This window comes from Caulobacter sp. BE264, from assembly GCF_031457805.1.
In the GTDB taxonomy this organism is placed as follows: Bacteria; Pseudomonadota; Alphaproteobacteria; order Caulobacterales; family Caulobacteraceae; genus Caulobacter.
Map to the genome: position 1 here is coordinate 18,399 of NZ_JAVDXI010000010.1, position 18,228 is coordinate 36,626.

Consider the following 18,228-nt stretch of genomic DNA (forward strand, 5'->3'; position numbering starts at 1 on the left):
TGACGGCGAGCGCCAATTTAGGCGCGCAAGGCCGCTCAACAATCTGAAGGGCAATAGAGATGCGCAAGATTCTAATCGCAGTTTACGCGGTGAGCCTCCTGAGCGCCGCCGGCGTCGCAGGCGCTTCGGCTCAGTCCATGGCCGGCCACGACATGAAGGGCATGGACATGTCCAAGGGCGGCATGAAGGGCCACGCGCAAATGGGCCGTGACGCCCTGAAGATGGACGAGATGCGAATGAGCAAGGCGATGATGGCGGCCAAGGCGTCCGACTTCGACCTGCTGTGGGCTAAGAAGATGATCGCGCACCACCAAGGAGCTATCGATATGAGCCAAATCGCTGCTCAAGCACGGCGGCGATGCAGACGCCAAACGCATGGCGCAGATGACGATCGACGAGAACACCAAAGCCAAGGCCGACCTGGAGGCCTTTGTCCGCAAGCACGGCGGCTAACGTCGCGACTTGGCGAAGACCGGCGACGACGCCCTTGGCGTCGCGCGTCGGTTTCGCGCGGTCCATACTTGCGGGATAAGGGGTTCTGCCGCGTATAGTCAGCGGGACACCTCCGGGGGCGAAGGACCGAGCATGACTTTGAATATCGATGATCTCATCGACAGGTTAGCGGCTCAGCCGCTCGACCGCTCGTTGGACGGTCTGGAATGGGACGTGGCGCGCGGTATCGCGCGCCGGAGCGCGGACCTGAAGACCGGCGCCGCCTTGGCGCCCGTCCGCGTCGCCTCGATCGGTCTGGCCCTGGCGATCGGCGTCACCGCCGGGGGCCTGGCGGCCGCCAGCACGGTGTCGGCGCCACAGCAACTGAGCACCTTCGATGTCTCGGCTCACCTCGCGCCATCGACCCTGCTAGAGGGCGACCGGTGAGCATCACCCGCAGTATCGTCCTTACGCTGGTGCTATCGACCCTCGCCGCCGCGATAGGCGCTTGGGCCGGTGGGCAATATGTCGTTCGCCGCATGCATCACGCCACGCCGCTGCACCAGATGGTTCACGAGAAACTCGATCTGACGCCCGACCAAGAGCAGCGCATCGACGGCTTGGAGCGTCAGTACGCGGCAAGGCGCAAGGCGCTGGAAGCGGAGATGCGGGCCGCCAACGCCGAGCTGGCCCAGGCCATCCAGGAACAGCACAGCTATACGCCCAAGGTGCAGGCAGCGATTGATCGCTTCCACATGGCGATGGGCGCTTTGCAAAAGGAAAGCATTCAGCATGTGATCGCCATGCGCGCTGTGCTCACTCCGCAGCAAGCCGCGCGTTTCGACGATACAGTCGTCAAGAACCTTACCGAACAGGCGCAGTGACCGCGGCGACGCCAACCGACGAGGTGCTCGCGGGTCAAGCCGCGAAGGGCGACGAGCGCGCGTTCGCGCTTCTGGTTGGTCGACACAAGGAAGCCCTCTACCGATTGCTGCGACGCTACACCGGCGATGCCGACGAAGCGTATGAGGCCGTGCATGAGGCGTTCGTTGCGGCCTGGGCGGCGCTGGGCCGCTACGATCCCGCGCGCGCTTTCGGTCCCTGGCTGCGCACCATCGCCATCAACAAGGCCCGCGACCGCGGGCGCAAGATGGCTGTGCGTCGCTTCTTCTTCGGCTCCGTCGCGCCGGACGATGCGCTGGCCCGTGCGGTCGATCCAGGCCTCGCGGCCGACGACCAGTTGCGCCAACGCCAAACCATGGGCCTGTTGGAGCAGGCGGTTGCGAAACTTCCCGACGCCTTGAAGGCTCCGCTTGTGCTCACCGCTTTCGAGGGCCTGTCCCATGAGGAGGCCGCCGCCATCCTGGGCGTCACAGCCAAAGCCGTCGAAACCCGAATCTACCGCGCCCGCAAGACCCTGGCGACAACGTTAGACCCTGAAGCCTTCCGCGATCGTTAGGCCAACGGCCCCTCACCGGACGTGAGCCTGTGAGACACCGTCTCCAACGCCCGGATGCCCGCGCCAAATCGCCCCATCGCCTCGCGGTGCTTTTCCAGTTCGCCGTAGGGCAGATAGCGGACCGAAAGATCACCGATCCGGCTGAAGGCTGGACGAGCGATCTGCGCTCGGACGTCGGCTTCGCGCTTGTCGGGGGCGACCAGATAGAGGGCGTGCAGACTGTCGGCCGCGCCGCCGAGCGCCAAGTCGAGCATGCGCACGATACCCGAATAGATCGAAGTGCTATGCTCGACCTCGAAAGCGGCGATGATGCTGTCGGGGTCGGACAACCACAGCACGTCGATCAATCGCACGGCGTCCGCGCCAGCAGCGGATTCGAGCTTGGGGCCCAAGCGCGCCATACATCCTTCGCCCAGCTTTCCGTCCTCATAGAGACGTCCCTGGTCGTTCTGAGCGATGAACACCTTGTATCCCAGCGCCAGGCCCAGATCGCGCAGCCAACCTTGGACTTGGGTGTGGGTGCGCTCGTCCTGCTCTGAGGTAGGCTTGAGCACGGCCGCCTGCCGGACCTTGGCAAGGTCCTGGCGCCAGGACGCAAGGGCGGCCTCATCGTCTTGGCGTGGCGGTGGCGCGTAGAGACCCATGCCGATATCGAAGCAGAAGGCCGCGACCGCGCCCAGATCGTTGGACAACAGATCGCGATGCTTGGCGTTGAAGGCCATCAGGCCCTGCCGCATGGCCAGATACTGCTCCCAACGTCCCAGCTTCACGTTCGCGCCGAACAGAGCGTTGTAGCCGCGCACGATCGCGGTGTTGAACGGCGGGGCGATCGTCGGGTGCAGGAAGTAGAGGATGTTGGCGACCGCAGGTCCCAGCCCTTTTATTTGCAGGGCGTCGATGCGGTGAATCTCGGCCAGCACATGCTCGGCGGTGTCGCAGCAGACGCAGGCGTCCAGCAGGCGCCCGAAGGCCCGCTGGTTGCTGGGATGCTCGTAGATATCGGGGATGCGAAGCTTGGGCTTCCAGAGGAAGGCATGATCCGCGCCTTTGAAGACTTGGCGTTGCTCGGCGATCGAATGGACCACGGTTTCAAGGGAGGAGCCCCGATAGGCCACGCCGAACCGGCCATCGGCGATCTCTTCGGCGACTTGCTGCACGCCACGCCGGATGGAGCGGAAGTTCTTGATCCGATCCTCCCAGAGAAACCAGGTTCGATAGGCGCCTCGGGGGTCTTCGCGCCAACGCCGCAGGAGGTCGCGCATCAAATCGTCAGACAATCCAGATTCCCCCGCCTACACCCTTGGTCAATAGGCGGCCCTGCCTTGCTTTCCAAGTCAAGACGCTGGCGACCTTGCCCGCTCATTCGCCGTTGTCTGGTCGAGAGCAAGGAACGATGAATTTATCCTAGCATCACCCTTCCCATCATTGGAATCTTTATTACGGCAGGGCGCGTTGATGCTGATCCAACCGATCGACTACTTCCTTGTGGGCTGGTTCGTGGTTGCCGCGCTGTGCACGGCCTATGTCGCGGATCGATCGGTATCGAAACAATCCCGAACCGGGGGTGATGAAGTGGGGCTTCATCCTGGTGACGCTCTACACCGGTCCGATCGGGTTCCTGCTGTATGTCTTGGCCGACAAGGAGCCTAGGCCCGGCGAGCACGAGGATTTCGTCAAGCCGCTCTGGAAGCAAGGTGTCGGCTCCACCATCCACTGCATCGCGGGCGATGCGACCGGAATCATCCTGGCGGCGGTCATCACCGCTGCCCTGAGCCTGCCGATGTGGCTGGACCTGATCGTCGAATACATTTTCGGCTTCGCCTTCGGCCTCTTTATCTTCCAGGCCCTGTTCATGAAGTCGATGATGGGCGGGACCTATTGGGAGAACGTCCGCCGCAGCTTCGTGCCCGAACTGATCAGCATGAACTTCATGATGGCGGGCATGGCGCCGGTGATGAGCTTCCTGATGATAGGGCGTGACATGCGCGCCATGGTCCCCACCGAACTGATCTTCTGGGGCGTGATGAGTGTGGGCGTGATCGCCGGCTTCGCCCTGGCTTTCCCGTCCAATGTCTGGCTGGTCTCCAAGTCGCTCAAACACGGCTTGATGACCCAGCGCCCCTCAGGCACGAAGTTTGATCTGACGAACAAGGGGGCCGCCAAGGCGCAGACGGCGCACGGTGGGCACGCCGGTCACCAGATGTCCGTCGACCAAGACCATGCCGCGCAGGCGCACGACGCTCACGCCGCCCGGCATGATTATGGGTCGCGACACTCCGGCCGAAGCCATGATCGATATGGCTGCGGTAGATCCACGACAGGTCAAAGTGACCTACGGCGTTGAGGTGCGAGGTGCGCGTCCCCTGCCCTTTCGCATGGAGAACGGCGTCAAGGTCTTCCAAATGGAGACCTCTGTATTCGGCTGGACCATCCTGCCTGGCGTCACCGTCGACGCCTATGGCTACAACGGCCAGGTTCCCGGCCCGACGATCCGCTTCAATCAGGGAGACAAGGTTCGCATCGACGTGATCAATCGGCTGCCCGAGACCACCACTGTTCATTGGCACGGCTTGATCCTGCCCAATGTGATGGACGGCTCGGCGATGATCACCCAGGCCCCCATCAAAAACGGCCAAGTCTATCGCTACGCCTTTACGGCGGTGCAGAGCGGCACCTACCTCTATCACTCTCACGACCATGTCGACCGCCAGCAGGGGCAGGGTCTCTACGGCGCTCTGATCATCGACCCGCAAACACCCGACCCCAGCCTAAGGGCAGACCACGAGTCTACGCTGCAGTTGCAGGAGTGGCTGAAGCGCGAAGGCCTGACCTATCCGGCCATGCCTAAGCTGACACCAGTCCAGCTTCTCGCTGCGGGGTCATCAACCAGCTAGGAGTGGGGCGAGGTCTACGCTTCGGAATCTACGTATTCCGACCTGGGACGTAGGACCCTAGTCCTAGACTCGAAGAACAGCTTCTTCCCGTCGATCATCAAGCGGCGGCCAAACCTACACATCTAAGGAGTCGAAGATGATCAAAAAGTCCGTCATCGCCGCCTTGGCCGGCGTCGCGATGCTCAGTGCGACGCCGGTTCTGGCGCAAGGGATCGGCCACACCTTCTTCATGAAGGGCTCGATCGTCGCGAACGACAGCAACGGCACCGTGATCTGCATCGGCAAGGCGGACGGCGCCGAGGTCGGCCAGACCCTGGAAGTCTACCGCGTCAAGCAGCTGCCGGGGCCCAACAAGGCCCCGCCGTCCTATCGGCGCGACCTCGTCGGGCACGTGAAGATCGACCACGTCTTCGACGACCACTTCGCCCATGTCACGGTCGCCGACGGTACGCCGGCCAAGCACGACATCGTCGAGCTGCGCAAGAACTGAGCGGGCGATCGGTTCGCCAGCGGCGGGATGGCCCACGCCGTCTCGCCGGAGCGACCGGCGGGCGCGCCCCTCCGCTGACCTTGGGCTTTCGTCCAACGAGCGAGGCGACGAGTATCATGACGACCTTCAAGATCGGCGCGTTCGCCGCAGCCGCCGGCGTGCGGCGCGATACGATCCGGTACTACGAGCGCACCGGCCTGCTGCGCGATCCGGGCAGGACCGGCGCCGGCTACCGTGTCTATGAGGACGCCGACCTCCTGCGGCTCCATTTCATCCGGGCCGCGCAGGAGCTCGGCTTCACGCTCGCCGAAACCGCCGACCTGCTCGCGCTTCAAGCCTCCGACACCGCCAAGGCGTCGGCGGTGCTGGAGATCACCCGCGAGAAGATCCGCGACGCCGAACGCCGCATTCAGCGGCTGTCGGATATCCGTGACGTGCTCAGCGCGCTGGCCGACGATTGCCCGATGGACGTGGCGGCCTCGGACTGTCCGATCCTGGCCTTCCTCGCCGAAAGACGGGTCCGGCGGTCGGACGCCCGCGGCGACGCACCGCGGGAGGCGCTCTGACCCGCCCGGGCGCGCGGCGACACGTCAATCCTTGGCCGGCGACCTCGCCGGCTCCACCGCTCGCCCCTGGCGCGCCCGTCCGCGGCGAAGGCCATCGGTGTCGAGCCCATGATCTCCAGGGAGGAACTTGCCATGATCGACATCCGCCACACACTTCGCGCGCCCATCCAGGCGCTTGTGATCGGCGCCGCGGCGCTCGCCCTCACCGCCTGCGGCGACAAGGGCGCTGAGCCCCCGCCGCCCGCGGCCTCGGTCCAGGCCCCGGCCCCGTCGCCCGCCGCGGCCCCGGTCCCCAGCGCCGCCGATCCGGATCCCGGCGTCGGCGGCTCGACGGCGCCTTCGAACAACGCCGCCGGGCAACATGACGCCGATCACGACGCGGCGACGATGGAGCGCCATCATCGTCAGGAGATGGATCACCACGCCATGCGCCAGGGCGGCGCGGCCACGGGGACGACGCCCCAACCCGACGCCGCGCCGATGAGCCCATCGGCTCCGATGAAGGACATGTGAAGACGAGGGCAAGCCCGATGCGCGGCACGACCAGCCGACAGGGATGGAGCTTGGGTCTGGCCGCCGCCTGCCTTCTGCTTTCGACGGCGGCCATCGCCCAGGAAGGCGACGAGCACGCGGCCCACCATCCGGGCGCGCAAGGCGGCGCGATGGCGGACGCCGGCGTCATGGGCGCCGCGCCGAGCCCCGCGGCAGCCGGCATGAGCGGAATGATGGACGAGATGATGGAGGGCGAAGGCGAGCATGGCGCCCGGCGCACGCCCTTCGTCTCACAACTGCTCGCCGCCCCGTCGCTCAGCGCCGAGGGGCGCAACCGGTTGATGGGCGAGGCCCAAGCGCGCGTGGAGCGCGGACTGGCCATGGCCGCCGAGGCCTCCGCCGCCGCGCGGTCCGAAGATCCGGCCGCCCGGGCGAGCGCGGCGCGGCGCCTGCGTGAAGCAAGCGACCTCTTCGCGAGCGGATCGGCCGCGCTCGCCGCCCTCGACCGCGGCGCGTCCCCGCAGCCGGCGGCGATCACCTGGTTTCGGGATCAGATGAGCCTGGGCGCGCCGCCGCACGCGGCGCCGATCCGGTGGCTCGGCGTCTCGCCGCCCCATTTCATGCTGATGTTCGTCCTGGCGATGGTCAGCGCGATGCTGCTGGGCCTGCAGGTCGCGCGCCTGCGGCGGGTCCGCAAGATCGTCGACGCCGGCGGGTCGACGGCCCCCGCGCCCGCCCCGGCGACCGCGACGGCCTCGCCACGCCAGGCGGCGGCCGTTGAGCCGGGCGCTGAAACGCTCACGCCGAGCAACGCCGCGCCGCCCGCCGGGGCGTCGCTGCGCAAGCCCAGGAGCTGGTCTGGCCCGTTGCGGGTGGTCCAGATCGTGCGGGAGACGCCGACGATTCAGACCTTCCGGCTGGCCGACCCGGCCGCCGATCGGCTGCCCTTCGATTTTCTGCCCGGCCAGTTTCTCCAGGTCGAGGTGGAGCCGGTGGATGGCAAGCCCTCGCGGCGATCCTACACCATCGCCTCCTCGCCGACGCAGCGCGCCTATGTCGAGCTAACGGTCAAGCGCGAGGAGCAGGGCGTCGTGTCGTGCTTTCTGCACGACAAGGTCGCCGTCGGCGACCTGCTGAAGACGACGGGCCCCTTCGGCGCGTTCACCTTCACCGGAACCGACGCCGACAGCATCGTGCTGATCGCCGGCGGGGTCGGCATCACCCCCATGATGTCGGTCCTGCGCTACCTGACCGACACGGCTTGGTCGGGCGAGATCTTCTTCCTGTACGGCGCCCGTTCGACCGACGAATTCGTCTTCCGCGAGGAGCTCGAGCGGCTCGAGCGGCGGTTCTCCAATCTGCACGTGATGGCGGCCATGCGACGCTCGGCCGGCACGGTCTGGCTGGGGCCGCAAGGCCCGCTCACCCGCCAGATGCTGCTCGACGCGGTCCCAGACATCGCCCGCCGCCGCATTCACATGTGCGGGCCGCCGGGCATGATGGCCGCGATGCGCCGGGAGCTGGCCGCTCTGGGCGTCCCGGACGCTCAACTTCACACCGAAGCCTTCGGGCCCGCGTCGCTGCCCGCCGACGCGGCCGAGCTCGAGGTCAAGGCGCCGCCCCCCGCGCCGTCATCCCCGAGCGTCGTCGCGCCCCCCACGCCGGCGGTCGCCGCGGCCACCATCACCTTTTCCGTGGCGGGCGTGTCGGCCCCGCTCCCCGCCGGCCAGACCGTCCTGGAAGCCGCGGAGGGCGCGGGGGTGGAAATCCCCTATGCCTGCCGCTCGGGTGAATGCGGCGTCTGCGTCACCCGGCTGATTTCGGGCGAGGTCACCATGGCGGTGGAGACCGGCCTGGATCCCGCCGACAAGGCCAAGGGCTACATCCTGGCCTGCCAGGCCAAGAGCACGGGCCAGCCGCTCGTGGTGGAGGCCTGATGCGCGAGCGCGGCGACATGGCCGTCGGCCTGCTTGTGGCCTTCCTGCTGCTCTTTCCGCTGGGCTACGTCCTGCACGTCGCGCCGCGCTTTCCCGGCAGCCTGGTCGGCGGCGTCATCGGCGTCGTCGCCGCCGTCCTCATGCTGCTGACCCTGCCCTATGTGGTGGTCAAGCACGTCAAGGCGGCGGAACGGTGGACAGGCCGGTTCGTCAGCAAGCCGACGCTGCTGGCCCTGCATGTGTATGCGGGCGTGCTGGCTCCGATCCTGGGGTTGGTTCATGCCGCCCACAAGTTCGGCAGCCCCGTCGGCCTAACGCTGACCGGCCTTGTGCTGCTGACGGTCCTCAGCGGCTTCGTCGGCCGCTACCTGCTGGCGCAGACGGCGCGGGCCCTGCGCGGCCGCCGCTCCGAGCTGGCGTCCCTGCAAGCGGCGTATCTCCACCTGCCGGCGCCCCCGGCGCCGACGGCGGCGGCCGTTGCGCTTTCCCGGTGGAAGCGGCTGTTCTTCGTCGCCGGCGAACCGCCGGCGCCGCCGCCCGATGGGGCCGAGGCCCTGGCCGCGGCCTTGGCCGACACCGAGTTCGCCATCCGCGCGGAGGGTGCGACCAACCGGCTGTTGTCGCGTTGGCGGTGGCTGCACGCTGTCCTGGGGGCGCTGGTCTACCTGGTGCTGCTTTTGCACATCGCCGCGGCCATCTATTTCGGGCTGCGCTGGCTATGATGCGGGACCGCCTCCTCTACTGGATCTTTGTCGCCGCCGGCCTGGCGCTGCTGGGCGTCGCGGCGATGATGCAGACAAGCGCGCCGCCCGGCGCCGGACCGGTGGCTCAGCTTGTCGCGCCAGGCCCCCTGTCGCCGGCCCACCAAGCCTTCGGCGCGCAGTGCGCCAGTTGCCACACGCCTCTCAAGGGCGTGGAGAGCAAGACCTGCGTCGCCTGCCACGCGAGCACCGATTTCGGAAACAAACAGTCGACCCAGTTCCATGCCCAGGCCAAGGAGTGCACGGCTTGCCACGTCGAGCACGAAGGCGCGCGCGCCATCGTGAAGATGGACCATCAGGCGTTGCTCGATCCGGCGGTGTGGCGAGGGCCGGCTGTTTCGCCACCCAATCCGCACGCCTTGCCGCCCGAAGCCGCGCTCAATTGCGCAAGCTGCCATTCCGTCCGCGATCCGCATCTGGGACTCTTCGGCCAGGACTGCGCCAGCTGCCACGCGACCAGCAGTTGGAAGGTTCCCAACTTCCGGCATCCGTCGGTCAGCTCGACGCAATGCTCGGAGTGCCACACCGCGCCGCCCAGTCATTTCATGGAGCACTTCAGCATGGTCTCCCAGCGCGCCGCCGGCTCCAAGGCGCGCGTCGAACAATGCTACGCCTGTCACACCACCGACAGCTTCAACAACATCCGCCGCCGAGGCTGGTATGATCACCATTGAGTCCGGCTGGCTCAGCGCCTTCTTCAGGCTCGCGGTGATCATCCTCGAGCTGGCGGGCACGCTGACCATCCTCAGCGGCGCGGCGCTGGCGACGATCCTGTTCGCCCTGCGGGCCCGATCGGGCGACCGGGCCAAGGCCTATGGCGCGTTCCGGTCCGCCCTCGGCCGAAGCATCCTTCTTGGCCTCGAATTCCTGGTCGCCGGCGACATCGTCAAGTCGCTCGTCATCAACCCGACCTTGGACGATCTCATCGTCCTGGCCGGTCTGGTCTTCGTGCGCACCTTCCTTAGCATCTCGCTCGGCGTCGAGATCAACGGCCACTGGCCCTGGGAGGACACGCGCATGGCCAGGGCCACGGGCCGCGAACCTTCCTCACCGCGGGTCTGACCAGACCCGCCCACCCGCCGGGAGATTGACATGCTGCAACGACGAGACCTGCTCACGGGAGCCGCCCTGTTGGCGGCCGGCGCCGCCCAGCCCGCCGCGGCGGCCGCCCAGGCCCACGACATGAAGGGCATGGACGCCATGCCCGGCATGGCGATGTCGATGAGCGACTGCATCGATCACTGCCTGGCTTCCCATCGCCGGTGCCTTGAGACCGCCGCCTACGCCCTCGGTCAAGGCGGCGCGCTCGCCGCCCCCGACCTGATCGCCATGCTCACCGACTGCGCCGAGCTGTGCCAGGCGACCGCCAACTCCATGCTCCGCGGCTCGGCCCTGCACCCGGTGCTCTGCCGCGCCTGCGCCGAAGCCTGCGACCTGTGCGCGGCGGCCTGTTCGAAACCCCGCGCCGACGCCCCGATGGCCCAGTGCGCCGAGACGTGCAGGGTGTGCGCCGCGGGCTGCCGACAGATGTCGCGCTGACCGCGCCTTCGGACCTTACGTATACGCGCGGCCGCCAATTGCGGGCATTGCAAGCGTCACGCCGTTCGAGATGCAGACGACGCCATCGGACGCGAACGTCATAAGTTGGAGATCAGAAATGATGCGCAAGATCGCAGTCGTGGCCGGCGCTGTCGGCCTTCTGGCCATGGGGACCGCCGCATTCGCCGACGGCCCCGCGCCCAAGGCCCAGACCCAGCCCGCGCCGGCCGCCTCCGCCCAGACCCCGCCGGACCACGCCCACATGCAGGGCATGGACCATGGCGGCCAGCAGATGCACGACCAGATGATGAAGGACCATCAACAGGGGATGGCGAACATGCCGGCCACGCCGCCCAAGGATCCCGCCGCCAAGAAGCCCATGAAGGGCTGCTGCATGGACAAGCCGATGGCCCCGAAAGGCAAACCCATGGCTCCCAAGGACGCCAAGGATCCCGCCATGCCCATGAAGGACATGTAACGCCCGCTCAAGCCGCGACGCGCCGAAGAACCTGCCGGGCGAGCACGCCCGGCAGGTTCTTTCACGTCCGGGCGCCGCCAGGCGATGTGACATCTACGGATATCCTCGGCCGCGCCCGCCACTAGGCTCGTCGTCACCAGCAGGGAGCCAAGCGATGTTCCACAAGGCCATCGAGACGATGCGCGCCGCGCCCTTGTTCAAGGCGCGCTACGACAACTTCATCGGCGGCGCCTGGTCGGCCCCGACCACGGGCGAGTACTTCGCCGACCACAGCCCGATCAATGGCGACCGGATCGCCGAGTTCGCCCTGTCGGGTCCGGCCGACGTGGAACTGGCGCTCGACGCCGCCCATCGCGCCAAGGCCGGCTGGGCGCGGTTGTCGCCGGCCGAGCGGTCCCGGCTGCTGAGCCGGGTCGCCGATCGCCTGGAGCAGAACCTCGACCTGCTGGCGCTCGCCGAGACGCTCGACAACGGCAAGCCGATCCGCGAGACGCGCGGCGCCGACGTGCCGCTCGCGGTCGATCACTTCCGCTATTTCGCTGGATGCATCCGGGCCGAGGAAGGCGCGATCTCGACGATCGACGCCGACACCATCGCCTACCATTTCCGCGAGCCGCTTGGCGTGGTCGGCCAGATCATTCCCTGGAACTTCCCCCTGCTGATGGCGGCCTGGAAGATCGCGCCCGCGCTGGCCGCCGGCAACTGCACGGTCATCAAGCCAGCGTCCCAGACGCCCCTGACGCTGATGATGCTCGCCGAACTCACCGCCGACATCCTGCCGCCGGGCGTGCTCAACGTCCTGACCGGGCCCGGCCGAACCGTCGGCCAGGCGATCGCCGCCAACCCGCGGATCGCCAAGGTCTCGTTCACCGGCGAGACGGTCACGGGCAAGGCGATCATGCACGCCGCGGCCGATCACCTGATCCCGCAGACGATGGAGCTCGGGGGCAAGTCGCCCAACATCTTCATGGCCGACGTCCTTGATGAGGAGGACGCCTTCTTCGACAAGGCGCTGGAAGGGTTCACGCTCTTCGCCTTCAACAAGGGCGAGGTCTGCACCTGTCCCTCGCGCGCCCTGATCCATGAATCGATCTTCGACCGGTTCATGGAGCGGGCCGTGGCCCGCGTGGCGGCGATCCGTCAGGGCGACCCGCTCGACCCCGCGACCCAGCTGGGCGCCCAGGCGTCCGAAGACCAGCTGCGCAAGATCCTCGGCTATATCGAGATCGGCAAGAACGAGGGCGCGCAATGCCTGATCGGCGGCGCGCGGGCGCTGCCCGGAGGCGAACTCGACGGGGGCTATTTCGTGCAGCCGACCGTCTTCGTCGGCGACAACAGCATGCGGATCTTCCAGGAGGAGATCTTCGGCCCGGTGCTGTCGGTGACGACCTTCAAGACCCTCGACGAGGCGATCGCGATCGCCAACGACACGCCCTATGGCCTCGGCGCAGGCGTTTGGAGCCGCAGCGGCAACACCGCCTACCGTCTAGGCCGCGCGATCGAGGCCGGACGGGTCTGGACCAACTGCTACCACCAGTATCCGGCCCACGCCGCCTTCGGCGGCTACAAGGCCTCGGGGTTCGGGCGCGAGACCCACAAGGCGATGCTCGATCACTACCAGCAGACCAAGAACCTGCTCGTCTCCTACGACGAGCATGGCCTCGGTCTGTTTTGATCCCTCGCAAAGGAGCAACAGCCATGGCCAAGACCATGAAGGCGGCCGTCGTGCGCAAATTCGGGGCGCCGCTGGTCATCGAGGAAGCGCCGATCCCCACGGTCGGTCCCGGACAAATCCTGGTGAAGATCGCCGCCACCGGCGTCTGTCACACCGACCTGCACGCGGCCGAGGGCGACTGGCCGGTGAAGCCGAACCCGCCCTTCATTCCTGGCCATGAGGGCGTCGGCCACGTCGCCGCGGTCGGGTCGGGCGTCACCCACGTCAAAGAGGGCGACCGGGTCGGCGTGCCTTGGCTCTACACCGCCTGCGGCCACTGCGTGCATTGCCTGGGGGGCTGGGAGACCCTGTGCGAGAGCCAGCAGAACACCGGCTATTCGGTCAACGGCAGCTTCGCCGAATACGTCCTCGCCGACCCCAACTATGTCGGCCACCTGCCGGACAATGTCGGCTTTATCGACATCGCGCCGATCCTGTGCGCGGGCGTTACCGTCTACAAGGGACTGAAGGCGACCGAGGCCAAGCCGGGCGAGTGGGTCGTGGTCTCCGGCATCGGCGGCCTGGGTCACATGGCCGTGCAGTACGCCAAGGCGATGGGGCTCAACGTGGCGGCGGTCGACATCGACGACCGCAAGCTCGATCTGGCGACACGCCTTGGCGCGGCCGTGACCGTCAACGCCCGAGAGCAGGATCCCGCCGCCGCGATCAAGGCGGCGATCGGCGGCGCGCAGGGCGTCCTCGTCACCGCCGTCTCGCCCAAGGCCTTCCAGCAGGCGCTCGGCATGGTCCGGCGCGGCGGCACGGTGGCCCTCAATGGCCTGCCGCCCGGCGATTTTCCGCTGTCGATCTTCGACACCGTGCTCAACGGCGTCACCGTCCGCGGCTCGATCGTCGGCACCCGGCTCGACCTGATGGAGGCGCTGGCCTTCGCCGGCGAGGGCAAGGTTCACGCGACTGTCCACACCGAACCGCTCGAGAAGATCAACGACGTCTTCGCGCGCATGCACCACGGCGACATCGAGGGCCGCATCGTCCTCGACCTCGCCTAATCCCCCCCGCGACGAACCGCGAGCAAACCATGTTCGACAGTCCTACCTTGCCGGCCACACGGCGCCGCTTCGTCCAGGGCCTGGCGGTCAGCGGGGCGGTGGCCGGAGTTTCGCCGGCGCTGCTGGCGGGCCCCGCCGCCGCCGCGACCGCCGAATTGCGCGGGACCGAATTCGATCTCGAGATCGCCGAACTGCCGGTCAACTTCACCGGCAAGCGTCGGATCGCCACGGCGGTGAACGGCGCCGTGCCCGCCCCCGTGCTGCGATTGCGCGAGGGCGACACCGTCACCCTGCGCGTCCGCAACCGCCTCAAGGAGATGTCCAGCATCCACTGGCACGGGGTCATCCTGCCCGCCGAGATGGACGGCGTACCAGGCATCAGCTTTCCCGGGATCGCGCCCGGCGAGACCTTCACCTATCGCTTCGAGCTGCGTCAGGCGGGCACCTACTGGTATCACGCGCACACCTTGGCCGAGCAAACCGGGTTTTATGGCGCGATCATCGTCGAGCCGCGCGCGCCGACCGGACCTGCGCCCGATCGGGACTACGCCATCCTGCTGAGCGACTGGTCGGACGAACCGCCGCTGCAGATCTTCACGAACCTCAAGAAGCTGAGCAGCTACTACAATTTCGCGCAGCCGACCGCCGGAGACTTCCTCAAGGATGTGGGCAAGCTGGGGTTCGGCGAGGCCCTCGCGCGGCGGCGGATGTGGAACCGGTCGCGGATGAACCCGACCGACTACAGCGACGTTTCCGCCGCCACCTACACCTACCTGATGAACGGAACGCCGCCGGCCGGGAATTGGACGGCGATCGCCGCCCCCGGCGAGCGAGTTCGCCTCCGGTTCGTGGGGGCGGGGACGGCGACCTTCTTCGACGTGCGCCTTCCTGGGGTCCCGCTGACCGTCGTCTCGACCGATGGCCAGCCGGTGGAGCCGGTGACGGTCGAGGAGTTCCGGATCGGACCGGGCGAAACCTACGATGTCGAGTTCGTCATGCCCGAGGGCGCCCGAACGATCTTCGCCCAATCGATCGACCGGACGGGTTTCGCCCGCGGCGTCATCGCCCCAGCGCCCGGCATGACGGCGCCGACGCCGGCGCTCGATGCGCGGACCTGGCTCGATCCGGTCGACATGATGGGCGCCATGGCCGCCATGGGCGGCGAACACGCCGGCCACGGCATGGCGGACACGCCCCCGAAGGCGCGTCACGCGCGCACCGAGTACGGCGCCAACACCGACATGCGCGTCGACTATCCGCGCACCAATCTCGACGATCCCGGCGCGGGCCTGCGCGAGCGGTCCTGGCGGGTGCTGACCCTGGCCGACCTTCGCACGCCCGGCGGCGATCCGGATCCTCGCGAGCCGGAGCGTGAGATCGAGTTGCACCTCACCGGCAACATGGAGCGCTTCATCTGGACGCTGGACGGGATCAAGCTGAACGATTCCCGTCCGCTCCACTTCAAGCCGAACGCGCGGCTGCGCATCGTTCTCGTCAACGACACGATGATGGCCCACCCGATGCACCTCCACGGCATGTGGAGCGATGTCGAAGGCCCGGACGGCGCGTTCCAGGTCCGCAAGCATACCGTGGTGGTCCAGCCCGCCCAGCGGATCAGCTTTCGCGTCACCGCCGACGCCATGGGGCGATGGGCCTTCCACTGTCATCTGCTCTACCACATGGCGGCCGGCATGTTCCGGGAGGTGGTCGTCGCATGACCCGTCTGGCCCTCTCGCGAGCGTCTCTGCTCGCCTTGGCTCTGAGCGTTTCGGCCGTGGCCGCGCCCGCAATCGCCCAGGACGCCCCCCATCAGCACGCCGCGCCACCGCCGCCGAGCCCGGCCCCAACGGCCTCCCCCGCGGCGCCTGCGGATCACGCGGGCATGGATATGTCCGGCATGGATATGTCCGGCGCGGGGACGCCCGCCGGCGGCATGACCATGGACATGGGACGGATGCAGGGCGGCAAGGCTCCGCCGGACGCCCGCAACTCCGACGACTATGCGGACGGCTATCGCAATTCGACGCTGCCGGGCTACGAGATGGCCGACAAGCTGTCGATCCCCAAGGTTCTCGTTGACGAACTGGAGTTCGCCAGCGGCAACGAGGGGCAGGGCGTCGGCTGGACCGTCCTCGTCACCCAGGGCCAGGACGACAGCAAGCTCTGGCTGCGCAGCCAGGGCCTCAAGAACTCCAAGGATCGCCTCGATCCGGAGAGCAGCGTCGAGGCGCTGTGGTGGCGCAGCAAGAGCCCGTTCTGGGGCACGTTGCTGGGCGTTCGTCAGGATCTCGGCAAGGGGGCGACCACTTGGCTCGCCGCCGGCGTCGAGGGCCTGGCGCCCTACTGGTTCGATGTCCAGCTGACCGGCTACGTCGGCGACGACGGCCGCCTCGGCGCCCGCGCCAAGGGCGCCTACGAGGTCCGCTTCACCAATCGCCTCATCCTGACCCCGCAGGTCGAAACCAACCTCTATTCCAAGCGCTCGACCGACCGTGAGCTCGGCGGCGGCTTCAGCAACGTCGAGCTGAGCGCTCGGCTGCGCTACGAGGTCTCGCGGAAATTCGCGCCCTATGTCGGCTTCGTCTGGGAGCGGGCGCTGGACGACACCGCCGACTTCCGACGTGCCGATCGCCAGCGCCCGGCCGAGCATCGGGTGGTTGTCGGCTTGCGATCATGGTGGTGAGGCGCTGCGCGGCGCCTTGGCGACCGGAAGACGGCCTGACGTGTTCTGCGGCGGACGATAGCCCTGGCCGGAGCCAGACGGCTGCGTCGATCCTGTTGCTTCTCGCGGTCGCGGCGGCGTCTGCGGGCCAGACCGCCGTCCTCGCCTTTCTCCCGACCCTCGTCGACGGAGGCCAGGCCGACTTGGCGCTGCGCATCCACGATGTCCATGTCGCTAGTTTGACGGCGGCCCACCCGCTGGCGGCGCTCGTCTTCGCGCCGCTCTGGGGATGGCTCGCCGACCGCATCGACTACCGGATCATTCTGCGCACGGCCCTGGTCGTCCTCGCGCTGGCGACCGCGCCGGTCGGGGCGGTCCCGCTCCCCATGCTGTATGGACTTCGCTTGCTGGCTGGGCTGTCCGCGGCCGCCATCATCCCGCTGGCGCTGCTGTCAACGAACTTCGCACCCGGTGGCCGGGACGAGCAGGCGAGGCGTTTCACCTGGCTGACGGCCTTCATGTTTCTTGGCGACCTGTTCGGCCCCCTGCTCGCCGAAGCGTCCGCGTCGCTCTTTCCCCGCACGCCGCTGTTGGTGCTCGCGCTCGTCATCGCCGTGCTGGCGCTGGCGCTGACGACCGGCATTGTGCGCTTGCCGGCCCGCTGTGCCGCCCGTCCCGAGGGACGTCGCCTGCAAGCCCCGCCGCGCGTCGTCACGCTTGTCCTCCTGCTTGTCACCATCGTCGGCGGCGGCGGACTCGCCGCCATGCATGTCAGCCTGCTCGTGACCCGCTCCGAGGGCGCGCTGAGCCGCGAGGCGATCGCCGGGATGCTCAGTCTCTGCGGGCTGGCGATGTTGGCGGCTCAGCTTTTCCACACCCGCGTCACCTGGCTGGTGACCGCGCCTCGACGCCTGGCCTGCCTCACGCTCGCGCTTCTAGCCCTGTCGCTGTTTCTCTTTCGGTTTGGAACGACCGTGGTCGAAATGGCCGGTCTCATCGCCGTCGCCGGCTGGAGCTCAGCCAGTCTTCGGCTGGTCACGAGCTTCTGGATCAGCGGCCCCATGCGGCCCTCTGGAGTCATGCTTGGGCTGCAGCATACAGCCGCGAGCCTCGGCCAGGCGCTGGCGCCCATGTCGCTCGCCGTCGTGTCACCCCATCGGCAAGCGGCCGTCGTCGAAGCGATCGGCTGGCTGTCGCTCGGTCTGCTCGCGCTTCTGCCGGCGATATGGCGCCGGACGTCGACACCGGTCCATCCAGCCGGGGAAAGGGCGTGACAGCGCCGCCACGTCCGAGAGCCGCGTCCGCCACGCGCCCAGCTTCACGCCAAGGAGTCCGCCCATGAAAATCCGCCTCGCCGCCGTTCTGCTGTTGCTCGCCTTGCCCAGCGCCGCGCTGGCGGCTGGCGACATCCTGCTCTATCGCGACCCTGGATGTGGTTGCTGCGAGGCCTGGGCCCAGGCCGTCCGTGCGAAACTGGACAGAAAGGTCATCGTCAGGGATCAGGTCGCCCGCGTGCGCCTGCAGCGCCAATCCGGCCTGCCGCCGGCGCTTTCCTCCTGCCACACCGCGATCATCGACGGTTTCGTTATCGAAGGTCATGTGCCGGTCGCCGAGGTGAAGCGTCTCCTGGCCGCCCGGCCGGCTGGCGTGAAGGGGCTCGCCGTCGGCGGCATGCCGATCGGCTCGGAGGGCATGGCGGCGCCGAGCGGGGCGCGGCAACACTACGATGTCGTGGCCTTCGGGCCGGCCGGCGCGCGGGTTTTCGCCCGCTACTGACCTCCAACGGTCAGGGCC

Annotated in this window: 22 protein-coding genes; 21 read left to right on the forward strand and 1 reads right to left on the reverse strand. The window is 67.9% G+C overall.

The annotated features are described in order from the left end of the window. Nucleotides 1–59: 59 nt before the first annotated feature. Genes J2X45_RS19100 through J2X45_RS19115 form a run of 4 tightly spaced genes read left to right on the forward strand, consistent with a single transcriptional unit; the run spans nt 60 to nt 1,891 of the window. Nucleotides 60–551, forward strand: coding sequence for a DUF305 domain-containing protein (locus J2X45_RS19100; RefSeq protein ID WP_310218093.1), 492 nt, complete (start codon nt 60–62; stop codon nt 549–551). A 34-nt stretch (nt 552–585) separates the two neighbouring features. Then, nucleotides 586–879, forward strand: coding sequence for a hypothetical protein (locus J2X45_RS19105; protein ID WP_099504353.1), 294 nt, complete (start codon nt 586–588; stop codon nt 877–879). After that, nucleotides 876–1,316 carry a Spy/CpxP family protein refolding chaperone gene (locus J2X45_RS19110; protein WP_099504355.1) on the forward strand — a complete coding sequence of 147 codons (441 nt, stop codon included), beginning with the start codon at nt 876–878 and terminating at the stop codon, nt 1,314–1,316. Before J2X45_RS19105 ends, J2X45_RS19110 begins: the two co-directional genes overlap by 4 nt. Then, entirely contained in the window at nt 1,313–1,891 is a 579-nt protein-coding gene (locus J2X45_RS19115) for an RNA polymerase sigma factor (RefSeq protein WP_099504357.1), read from the forward strand. Before J2X45_RS19110 ends, J2X45_RS19115 begins: the two co-directional genes overlap by 4 nt. On the opposite strand, the gene J2X45_RS19120 is transcribed toward J2X45_RS19115, so the two are convergent. After that, nucleotides 1,888–3,168, reverse strand: coding sequence for a type II restriction endonuclease (locus J2X45_RS19120; protein ID WP_310218097.1), 1,281 nt, complete (start codon nt 3,166–3,168; stop codon nt 1,888–1,890). The two genes, J2X45_RS19115 and J2X45_RS19120, sit on opposite strands and share 4 nt — an antisense overlap. A gap of 245 nt (nt 3,169–3,413) precedes the next feature. On the opposite strand from J2X45_RS19120, the gene J2X45_RS19125 reads away from it, so the two are divergent. The 17 genes from J2X45_RS19125 to J2X45_RS19205 all read left to right on the forward strand — a co-directional run bounded on the left by J2X45_RS19125 (nt 3,414) and on the right by J2X45_RS19205 (nt 18,210). Next, nucleotides 3,414–4,235: a DUF4396 domain-containing protein gene (locus tag J2X45_RS19125; protein WP_310218098.1), complete on the forward strand. Its 822-nt coding sequence runs from the start codon at nt 3,414–3,416 to the stop codon at nt 4,233–4,235. Then, complete coding sequence (locus J2X45_RS19130; protein WP_310218101.1) at nt 4,219–4,785, forward strand: multicopper oxidase domain-containing protein; 567 nt, start codon at nt 4,219–4,221, stop codon at nt 4,783–4,785. The genes J2X45_RS19125 and J2X45_RS19130 overlap by 17 nt, the downstream gene beginning before the upstream one ends. Before the next feature lie 136 nt (nt 4,786–4,921). Further along, entirely contained in the window at nt 4,922–5,275 is a 354-nt protein-coding gene (locus J2X45_RS19135; protein ID WP_210408482.1) for a hypothetical protein, read from the forward strand. Between the two features lie 116 nt (nt 5,276–5,391). Then, on the forward strand, nt 5,392–5,841 hold the full coding sequence (locus tag J2X45_RS19140; protein WP_062098120.1) for a heavy metal-responsive transcriptional regulator: 450 nt from the start codon (nt 5,392–5,394) through the stop codon (nt 5,839–5,841). 132 nt (nt 5,842–5,973) lie between these two features. Then, nucleotides 5,974–6,354, forward strand: coding sequence for a hypothetical protein (locus tag J2X45_RS19145; protein WP_066730188.1), 381 nt, complete (start codon nt 5,974–5,976; stop codon nt 6,352–6,354). Nucleotides 6,355–6,371: 17 nt separating this feature from the next. Then, nucleotides 6,372–8,270: a 2Fe-2S iron-sulfur cluster-binding protein gene (locus J2X45_RS19150; RefSeq protein WP_066681832.1), complete on the forward strand. Its 1,899-nt coding sequence runs from the start codon at nt 6,372–6,374 to the stop codon at nt 8,268–8,270. Further along, nucleotides 8,270–8,992 carry a hypothetical protein gene (locus J2X45_RS19155; RefSeq protein ID WP_062100026.1) on the forward strand — a complete coding sequence of 241 codons (723 nt, stop codon included), beginning with the start codon at nt 8,270–8,272 and terminating at the stop codon, nt 8,990–8,992. Before J2X45_RS19150 ends, J2X45_RS19155 begins: the two co-directional genes overlap by 1 nt. Then, entirely contained in the window at nt 8,992–9,705 is a 714-nt protein-coding gene (locus J2X45_RS19160) for a cytochrome C (protein WP_231732075.1), read from the forward strand. Before J2X45_RS19155 ends, J2X45_RS19160 begins: the two co-directional genes overlap by 1 nt. Then, nucleotides 9,692–10,093, forward strand: a complete 402-nt coding sequence (locus J2X45_RS19165) for a DUF1622 domain-containing protein (RefSeq protein WP_062100024.1) — start codon at nt 9,692–9,694, stop codon at nt 10,091–10,093. The genes J2X45_RS19160 and J2X45_RS19165 overlap by 14 nt, the downstream gene beginning before the upstream one ends. A gap of 30 nt (nt 10,094–10,123) precedes the next feature. Next, nucleotides 10,124–10,570, forward strand: coding sequence for a four-helix bundle copper-binding protein (locus J2X45_RS19170; RefSeq protein WP_062100023.1), 447 nt, complete (start codon nt 10,124–10,126; stop codon nt 10,568–10,570). 118 nt (nt 10,571–10,688) lie between these two features. Then, nucleotides 10,689–11,048 (forward strand): hypothetical protein, encoded by a 360-nt coding sequence (locus tag J2X45_RS19175; protein WP_062100022.1) that lies wholly within the window; start codon nt 10,689–10,691, stop codon nt 11,046–11,048. Between the two features lie 154 nt (nt 11,049–11,202). Next, nucleotides 11,203–12,723 (forward strand): aldehyde dehydrogenase family protein, encoded by a 1,521-nt coding sequence (locus J2X45_RS19180; RefSeq protein WP_310218112.1) that lies wholly within the window; start codon nt 11,203–11,205, stop codon nt 12,721–12,723. Between the two features lie 23 nt (nt 12,724–12,746). After that, nucleotides 12,747–13,772 carry an alcohol dehydrogenase AdhP gene (adhP, locus tag J2X45_RS19185; RefSeq protein ID WP_099504365.1) on the forward strand — a complete coding sequence of 342 codons (1,026 nt, stop codon included), beginning with the start codon at nt 12,747–12,749 and terminating at the stop codon, nt 13,770–13,772. A gap of 29 nt (nt 13,773–13,801) precedes the next feature. After that, a complete protein-coding gene (locus J2X45_RS19190) occupies nt 13,802–15,490 on the forward strand; it encodes a copper resistance system multicopper oxidase (protein WP_310218115.1) in 1,689 nt (562 codons plus the stop codon). After that, a complete protein-coding gene (locus J2X45_RS19195) occupies nt 15,487–16,455 on the forward strand; it encodes a copper resistance protein B (protein WP_171012819.1) in 969 nt (322 codons plus the stop codon). The genes J2X45_RS19190 and J2X45_RS19195 overlap by 4 nt, the downstream gene beginning before the upstream one ends. Beyond that, nucleotides 16,446–17,708: an MFS transporter gene (locus tag J2X45_RS19200; RefSeq protein WP_310218118.1), complete on the forward strand. Its 1,263-nt coding sequence runs from the start codon at nt 16,446–16,448 to the stop codon at nt 17,706–17,708. Before J2X45_RS19195 ends, J2X45_RS19200 begins: the two co-directional genes overlap by 10 nt. Nucleotides 17,709–17,772: 64 nt before the next feature. Next, entirely contained in the window at nt 17,773–18,210 is a 438-nt protein-coding gene (locus J2X45_RS19205; protein WP_062099702.1) for a DUF411 domain-containing protein, read from the forward strand. Nucleotides 18,211–18,228: the final 18 nt, after the last annotated feature.